This is a genomic window from Micromonospora sp. NPDC049580, from assembly GCF_040675595.1.
In the GTDB taxonomy this organism is placed as follows: Bacteria; Actinomycetota; Actinomycetes; order Mycobacteriales; family Micromonosporaceae; genus Micromonospora.
The window spans coordinates 1-7693 of the sequence record NZ_JBFAPG010000313.1 but is presented as its reverse complement, the minus strand read 5'-3'; the positions used below and the strand labels follow the sequence as shown (position 1 = coordinate 7693).

The following is a 7693-nucleotide window of genomic DNA, read 5'->3' as shown; positions in this document are numbered from 1 at the left end:
TACGCCGGGCGCTCGACCTGGATCCGGACGTGCCGATGGTGCTCTGCGACGCCCGGGACCGGCAGTCCGGCAAGCTGGTGTTGATCTCCCGGGTCAGGCGGCCGGCACCGGCTCACCGCGCTGCCGGGCCACGTGCTCGACCAGGGAGATCAACACCAGCTTGCCGGACTGCCGGTCCCGGGCGTCGCAGAGCACCATCGGCACGTCCGGATCCAGGTCGAGCGCCCGGCGTACGGTCTCCAGCTCGAACCGACGGGTGTCCTCGAAGCAGTTCACGCCCACCACGAACGGGATGCCACGCTGCTCGAAGTAGTCGATCGAGGGGAAGCAGTCGGCCAGCCGCCGCGTGTCGGCGAGCACCACCGCGCCGAGGGCGCCGAAGGCCAACTCGTCCCAGAGGAACCAGAACCGGTCCTGGCCGGGGGTGCCGAACAGGTACACCTGAAGGTCGTCGTTGATGGTGATCCGGCCGAAGTCCATCGCCACCGTGGTGGTCGACTTGCCCTCCACCCCGGAGATGTCGTCGGTGCCCACGCCGGCGTCGGTCAGCACCTCCTCGGTCTGCAACGGTCGAACCTCGCTCAACGCGCTCACCAGCGTCGTCTTGCCGGCACCGAAGCCCCCGGCGATGAGGATCTTCAGTGCCAGCGGGACGGTGACCGAGGTGCCCGCCTGGTCATAGCGCACGGAGTCCACTGACCACCGCCTTGAGGATGTCGTCGTCGGGAAGGTCGCTGCCGGCCGGCGGCTCGTGCACCGCGACCAGCCCCTGAGCGAGGAGGTCACCGAGCAGCACCCGGATCACGCCGACCGCGAGGTCCAGCTCGGCCGCCAGCTCGGCCACCGACACCGGGCGACCTGCCAACGTGACCAGCCGCCGGTGCTCCGGCGGCAGCTGCGGGTGAGCCGCCAGGTCGAGGTCCGAGCCGGCCAGCACGAACGCGACCAGGTCGAACCCGTCGGCGGCCGAGCGCACCCGGCCGCCGGTGAGCGTGTACGGGCGGACCACCGGGCCCGCGTCGCCGTCCAGCCACTCGTGCTGGGGGCCGGGCGGCTCAGCCCGCATCACCGGCATCCGTCACCGGTCGGGCGGCGGCGGTGAGGTTCTCCCCCACGCGAATGACCAGCATCGCCATCTCGTACGCGACCAGGCCGATGTCCGCGTCGGCGTCGCTCACCACGGCCAGGCAGGCACCCTGCCCGGCGGCGGTGACGAAGAGGTACGCCGACTCCATCTCCACCACCGTCTGCCGGACCGGACCGCCGTCCACGTGCCGGCTCGCGCCCCGGGCCAGGCTGGAGAAGCCGGCGGCGAGCGCGCAGAGGTGCTCGGCGTCGGAGCGCTCCAGCTCGGCCGAGGCGCCGAGCAGCAGCCCGTCGGCGGAGAGCACCACCGCCTCCCGGGCGGCCGGTACCCGTTGCACCAACTCGTCGAGCAACCAGTCGAGGCTGGCGCTCTGCTTCGTCGTTTGCCGCACTAGGCGTCCCTCTCAGTCGCGGTCGGAGGTTCGGAGGCCGTCGGAGGCGCCACAGCCGGGCCTGCCACAGCTGGGCCTGCCACAGCCGGAGTCGTGCCCGCGCGGTTCGCCGGAGCGGTCGTGCCGGGCGCACCGCGCCGAGCGGCCGAGCCCGGGGCGACGACGGTGGCCCGGCCGCGTGCGGTGCCGGCCTGGAGAGCCGCCATCACCCGGCGTACCTCCTCCGGCGAACGTGGCGTCGGCGCGTCGGTGACGGTGGACCGGGGCAGGGCGGTGGGGGTACGCCGTCGCACCCGGCGGGGCAGCCCCTCCAGGTCGTCAGTCGTCCCGTCGGAGGACGACTCGCCGTTGGCGCCCGGCGCGTCCGTGCCCGCCCCACCGGCGCCCGGTCCGTCGGCGGACGGGCGGTCGGGCGTCGGGCCCGTGGGTAGGGCGAGAGTGGGCAGGTCATCGGTGGCGGTCGCGGCCACGGCTGGGCTGGTACGGCCGGCGCGGGGCCGGGGCACCGCGCCTCGGCGCACAGGTCGGGCCAGGCGCCGGTCGCCCGCGGTGGCGGCCAGCGTGGCGGGGTCGGGGCCGGCCGGCGGCTCGGTGGTGACCAGGTCGGTGGGGACCAGCACCACGGCGGTGACGCCGCCCGCCTCGGAGGGCCGCAGCCGTACGCGGACGGCGTGCCGGGCCGCCAGCCGGGCCACCACGAACAGGCCGAGTCGGGCACTCTGCGCCGGGTCGAACTCGGGTGAGCTGGCCAGCCGGGTGTTGGCGCTCTCCAGCGCGGCGGCGGACATTCCCAGCCCCTGGTCGGTGACCTCCAGGACGTACCCGTTGGCGACCTGCTCCCCGCTGATGGTCACCCGGGTGTCCGGCGGGGAGAAGGCGGTGGCGTTCTCGACCAGCTCGGCGAGCAGGTGGATGATGTCGCCGACCGCCCGACCCAGCACGCCGACGGGCTGCACGCTGGTGATGTCCACCCGGTCGTACGCCTCGACCTCGCTGATCGCCCCACGCACCAGGTCGACCATCGCGACCGGGTTGCGCCACCCTCGGCCCGGCGCGGAACCGGCGAGAATGACCAGGTCCTCGGCGTGCCGGCGGAGCCGGGTGGCCAGGTGGTCCACCTGGAACAGTTGGGCCAGCTCGTCCGGGTCCTCGGCGCGACGCTCCATCCGGTCCAGCAGGTGCAGCTGCCGGTGCACCAGGCCCTGGCTGCGCCGGGCGATGTTGAGGAACACCTCGTTGAGCCCTCGGCGCAGGGTGACCTCGTCCACGGCGGCCTGGACGGCGGTGCGCTGCACCTCGGTGAAGGCCCGCCCGACCTCGCCGATCTCGTCGTTGCCGTACTCCAGGGGTGGCGCCTCCCGGGCGACGTCGACCTGCTCGCCGCGGCGCAGTCGGGTCACCACGTCCGGCAGCCGGTGCTCGGCCAGCTCCAGGGCGGCGGTACGGACCCCGCTGAGTCGCCGGACCAACGTGCGGCCGACCCGCAGCGCCACAAGCACCGAGACCACCACGGCGGCGAGCCCGAGCACACCGGCGGCGGCCAGCCGGACCAGGATCCCGACGGCCATCGGCACCGAACGGTCGGTGAGCCCGTCGGCCTCGGCCAGCTCGAAGTCGCGCAACTGCTGCTGTACCTCGTCGTGGCTGGTCTGCCACGACGCCGCGTCCACCGGTGGCCGACCGGACCCGTTGGCCCCGATCAACGCGTCCTGCATCGCGCGCAGGCTGGTGAACGCCGGGCTCTCGGTCAGTCGCTGGTACGCGGTGCGCCCGGCCTCGGGCAGGTCGGCCACCGCGCTCTCAATGAGCCACCGCTGGTTGCCGATGGCCTGCACGAGCAGGGCGTGCTCCCCCTCGGCGAACTTCCCGGCGGTCAGCACACCGGCCAGCATGGCGTCGGTCTGGCCGAGCAGCTCCCGGGAACGGCCCAGCGTGGTGAGGGCCAGCGCCTGTCGGTTGATGGCCGGATCGTTCAGATTCGCCATCGCGGAGAACGCCTGGAAGGCTGCCGAGACCATGCCGCTGTAGAGGCCGAGGGCCCCGGCGCGGTCCATCATGCCGTCGTCGATGAAGTCCCGTCCGGTCGGCAACGCCGCCAGGGCGGTGACCAGCCGGTCGACCCGGTCCTCCAACAAATCGTCGGCGGCGTCGCGCAACTCCTCCCCGTCGACCCGGCGACGCAGCTCGGCGACCGCCCGATCCGTACGCTGGCGCTGCTCGGCCAGGGCGGGCAGCTCGGTGGTGCCGGCGAGCTGCACCACCGACAGTCGACGCTCGCGTTGCAGCTCGGTGACGACCACCTCGCCGGGGCGGCCCAGGTCGTACAGCAAAGTGCGCGCGGAGAGCAGGTTCAGGGCGGGGCCGAACGTCAACGTCGTCGCGAAGATCCACAGCGCGAGGAGCGCGGTCACCGGGGCGACGACCAACGCGGTCAGCTTCGAGCGGATCGGCCAGTCGCGGGTTCTCATCAGACCTCGCCCGTACAGGGGTGGCAGGAGGGGCGCCGGCACCGCCGGGCAACGCGCTCGCCGGTCGCGCACCCGGCCGTCAGGCCGGGCACCGGCGCGGGCGCCTTGGGCAGGATACGTAATCGCGCCCGGTTGCACTACCGCCTGTCGCGCCGACATCGACGCTGCGGAATGCGCCTGCGCCCCGGCACGACGAGCGCCCCACCGGTGACGGGTGGGGCGCTCGTGCCGGCGCGGTACGGATCAGACGTGGTCGGCGATGCCGAGCCCTTCGGCGACGCGGCGGCCGTAGCTCGCGTCGCACTGGCTGAAGTGCCAGACCATCTTCTCCTGGATGTGCTTGTCACACTGGGCCAGCAGCGTGGTCAGGTTGTGCACCAGGTCGTCGCGCTCGGCGTCCGTCATCTCGCGGAAGCGCCGGCCGGCCTGCGCGTAGTTGTCCTGCCGCTCGATCGGGGCCTTCATGACGTGCCCGGAGACGAAGGGCCGGTACTCCCGGTAGGACTCGTCGGCCTCCTGGAGACCGGCCACCGAGGACGGCTCGAAGTTGATGTGCGGGTTGCCACCGCGGTTGTCCACCCCGTACGACATCTGGCCGCCGCCCTGGTTGGTGCTGACCTGGACGTCCTCGCGCGGCCGGTTCACCGGGAGTTGGAGATAGTTCGGGCCGACCCGGTAGCGCTGGGTGTCCGAGTAGGAGAAGGTCCGCCCGACGAGCATCTTGTCGTCGGAGAAGTCGATCCCGTCGACCAGCACGCCGGTGCCGAAGGCGATCTGCTCGTTCTCGTTGTGGTGGTCGGTGATGTTGCGGTTGAGCGTCATCATGCCGACCGGCAGGTAGGGGAACTGCTCCTCCGGCCAGATCTTGGTGTCGTCGAGCGGGTCGAAGTCCAGCTCGGGATGCTCGTCGTCGCTCATGATCTGCACGTTGAGCTCCCACTGCGGGTACTCACCGCGCTCGATCGCCTCGTACAGGTCCTTCGAGGCGTGGCCCAGCTCGGTGGCCTGAATCGCATCCGCCTCGGCCTGGGTCAGGTTGTGCTCGCCCTGCTGGGTCAGCCAGTGGAACTTGACCAGCGCGCCCTCGCCCTGGGCGTTCACGAAACGGTAGGTGTTCACGCCGGACCCGCGCATGGTGCGGTAGTTCCGCGGGATGCCGTACGGGGAGAAGAGCCAGGTCAGCATGTGCATCGACTCGGGTGTATTGGACATGAAGTCGAAGATGCGGTTCGGCTCCTGGCGGAAGGTCACCGGGTCGGGCTTCAGCGAGTGGATCACGTCGGGGAACTTGATCGCGTCGCGGATGAAGAAGACCTGGAGGTTGTTGCCGACCAGGTCCCAGTTGCCGTCCTGGGTGCGGAACTTGACCGCGAAGCCGCGCGGGTCGCGGGCGGCCTCGGAGGAGTCCCGGCCACCGATGACGGTGGAGAAGCGGATGGTGACCGGGGTCTTCGCGCCCCTGGTCTGGAACAGTTTGGCCCGGGTGTACGTGGCCGCCGGCACGTCGCCGATCGTCCCGTACGCCTCGAACTCACCGTGCGCGACGAAGCCGCGCGCGTGCACCACCCGCTCCGGGATGCGCTCCCGGTCGAAGTGGCTGATCTTCTCCAGGAAGTGGTAGTTCTCCAGCGTGGCTGGCCCGCGTGAGCCGACCGTCCGTTGCTGCTGGTTGTTGTGCACGGGGTGACCCTGGCGGGTGGTGAGGGTCGGCCTGTCGGCCTGCGGGTCGCTCATCGGTCTCCTCCGGATGCGTGGTGCGGCGGGCCTGACCGGTCCCGGGGTGGCCGGGCCGGGTCGCTCGCGGGGCGTACGGCGGACACCACCCACCCAAGCGCGTTATCTGGAATGAGTCAAATTTTCGCCTCGAATTGTGGCGACACCCGACCAGGACCGGTGAGGAAAGTGCCTCGGATCGGGATTGGCGATCAGTACGCGGAGGGAATACCAGGTGACGAAGGAGGAGCCCATGTCGCCCACGCAGATAATCGTCATCGTGCTCGTCGTGCTGGTGATCGTCGCGGCGCTCGCCGTGGCCGTCCGGACGATCGGCCGTCGCCGCGCGCTGCGCAGCCGGTTCGGGCCGGAGTACGACCGGGTGGTGCAGGAGCAGGACAGCCGGTCCGCCGCGGAGCGCGAGCTGCGCGACCGGGAACGCCGGCACGCCGAGCTCACGCTCACCCCGCTCAGCCCGGAGTCGCGGGCCCGTTACGCCGCCGCCTGGGAAGAGCTCCAGATCCGCTTCATCGACTCGCCGGGCGAGACCGTGGGGGACGCGGACGAACTGGTCACCCGGCTCATCGAGGAGCAGGGCTATCCGACCGGGGACTTCTCCGACCAGATCGCCCACCTCTCCGTCGAGCACGCCCGCACGCTGACCAACTACCGGGACGCGCACGAGATCCACCTCCGCAACTCCCGGGGCGAGGCGAGCACCGAGGAGCTGCGCCAGGCGGTCGTGCACTACCGGGCTCTCTTCGCCGACCTGCTCGGCGAGGAGCCGGTCGGTCAGCGCACGACCGAACAGGGTTCCCACCCGGACACTCCGCACGACGCCACGAGCCGCTGAGGAGGCCACCGATGCGCCACGAAGAGCAGCAGGTGAGCAACGACCATCCGGAGGCTGTCCGGTCCGCACCGGTGCCGGTGCCGCCGACCGGCGACCGGGCCGCCCGCTCGGACGTACCCGAGGACGCCCTGGACGACCGGGGCACCTTCGACGATCCGACCACCGACGACGAGCGGGCGACTGACCACGACCCGGCCACCGACCACGAGCGGGCCAACGGCACCGACCCGGGAGCGTTCCAGGACCGGGCCGACGACGACCGGACCGACGACGAGTGGGCCGACGACGACCGGGCCGACGACACCGACCGCCGGAACCGGCCCGACGACGAGGGTGGCTTCCACGAGCCGGGGCCGCTCCCGACCGCCTTCGGCGCCACCACGGTGGCCGACGCGGTGGCGGCGTCCGCACTGGCGAGCCCGAACCCGCAGGACCAGCCGGATCCGCGGGCCGAGCGGACCGCCCAGCCGGGCGACGGCGCCGAGGACGGCGAGCGGGAGGGTCTGCGCGCCGACCCCACCGCCGAACTGCACCGCCGTGACGGCGTTCCGGAGACCGACCGGGACGCCGCACCGGCGACCGACGAGGACGCCGACCTGAACGGCGACGGCCGGCGCGCGGACACCGAGACCTCCGCGGGCACCGTCGTCGCCGCGGACAGCACGGACGGTGCGCCCGAGCGGCGCGGCGACCTGACCGACTGGGCCGGCGATCCCGACGCGGCGACCGCGGGCGCGGCCGGCTACGGCAGCGCGTCTCCGGAGATGGTCGACCCGGACGCCGACGCCGAACCGGTCACCACCGGGGCGGCCGGCGCCTCCCTGGAATCCGCCGGGACGTCGCGGCCCGCCGGTTCGACAGTCGCCGCCGAACCGGCCACGCTCCTCGACGGGGACACCGCACAGGGATTCCGGGACCGCTGGCGGGACGTGCAGCTGCGTTTCGTCGACGATCCGCACGCCGCGGCCGGTGAGGCGCAAGCCCTCGTGGAGGAGGCCATCCAGGCTCTCGCCTCGGCACTGGCCGCGCAGAAGAACACCCTGGGCGGGTGGCAGGACGCCGGCTCGGCGGACACCGAGCAGCTGCGGATGGCCGTCCGCAACTACCGGGACTTCCTGGACCGCGTACTGGGTCGCTGAGGCGTATCGATCGACGGGGCGCCCCGGCCGGCAGGCCGGAGC

Annotated in this window: 7 protein-coding genes and 1 pseudogene; 3 read left to right on the top strand and 5 right to left on the bottom strand. The window is 72.4% G+C overall.

Annotated features, from left to right (window positions below; genetic code table 11):
- Window positions 1–95 (top strand): annotated as a pseudogene (locus AB0J68_RS22325) (ATP-binding protein); the annotation flags it as partial.
- On the opposite strand, the gene AB0J68_RS22320 reads toward AB0J68_RS22325, so the two are convergent.
- From AB0J68_RS22320 to AB0J68_RS22300, 5 genes are all read right to left on the bottom strand, one after another.
- Window positions 94–696, bottom strand: coding sequence for an ATP/GTP-binding protein (locus AB0J68_RS22320; protein ID WP_234582070.1), 603 nt, complete (start codon window positions 694–696; stop codon window positions 94–96). The pseudogene AB0J68_RS22325 and the gene AB0J68_RS22320 overlap by 2 nt on opposite strands.
- Window positions 677–1066 carry a DUF742 domain-containing protein gene (locus tag AB0J68_RS22315; protein ID WP_354856996.1) on the bottom strand — a complete coding sequence of 130 codons (390 nt, stop codon included), beginning with the start codon at window positions 1064–1066 and terminating at the stop codon, window positions 677–679. The genes AB0J68_RS22320 and AB0J68_RS22315 overlap by 20 nt, the downstream gene beginning before the upstream one ends.
- Entirely contained in the window at window positions 1056–1478 is a 423-nt protein-coding gene (locus tag AB0J68_RS22310; RefSeq protein WP_354856994.1) for a roadblock/LC7 domain-containing protein, read from the bottom strand. The genes AB0J68_RS22315 and AB0J68_RS22310 overlap by 11 nt, the downstream gene beginning before the upstream one ends.
- Window positions 1478–3946, bottom strand: a complete 2469-nt coding sequence (locus AB0J68_RS22305) for a nitrate- and nitrite sensing domain-containing protein (protein ID WP_363940347.1) — start codon at window positions 3944–3946, stop codon at window positions 1478–1480. Before AB0J68_RS22305 ends, AB0J68_RS22310 begins: the two co-directional genes overlap by 1 nt.
- Before the next feature lie 243 nt (window positions 3947–4189).
- Entirely contained in the window at window positions 4190–5680 is a 1491-nt protein-coding gene (locus AB0J68_RS22300) for a catalase (protein WP_363940346.1), read from the bottom strand.
- Window positions 5681–5912: 232 nt separating this feature from the next.
- Between AB0J68_RS22300 and AB0J68_RS22295 the strand changes: the two genes are divergently transcribed.
- Together AB0J68_RS22295 and AB0J68_RS22290 are read left to right on the top strand one after the other, a co-directional pair.
- Window positions 5913–6512 carry a hypothetical protein gene (locus tag AB0J68_RS22295; protein ID WP_354856988.1) on the top strand — a complete coding sequence of 200 codons (600 nt, stop codon included), beginning with the start codon at window positions 5913–5915 and terminating at the stop codon, window positions 6510–6512.
- 11 nt (window positions 6513–6523) lie between these two features.
- Window positions 6524–7651: a hypothetical protein gene (locus tag AB0J68_RS22290; RefSeq protein ID WP_363940344.1), complete on the top strand. Its 1128-nt coding sequence runs from the start codon at window positions 6524–6526 to the stop codon at window positions 7649–7651.
- The last annotated feature ends 42 nt before the right edge of the window (window positions 7652–7693 follow it).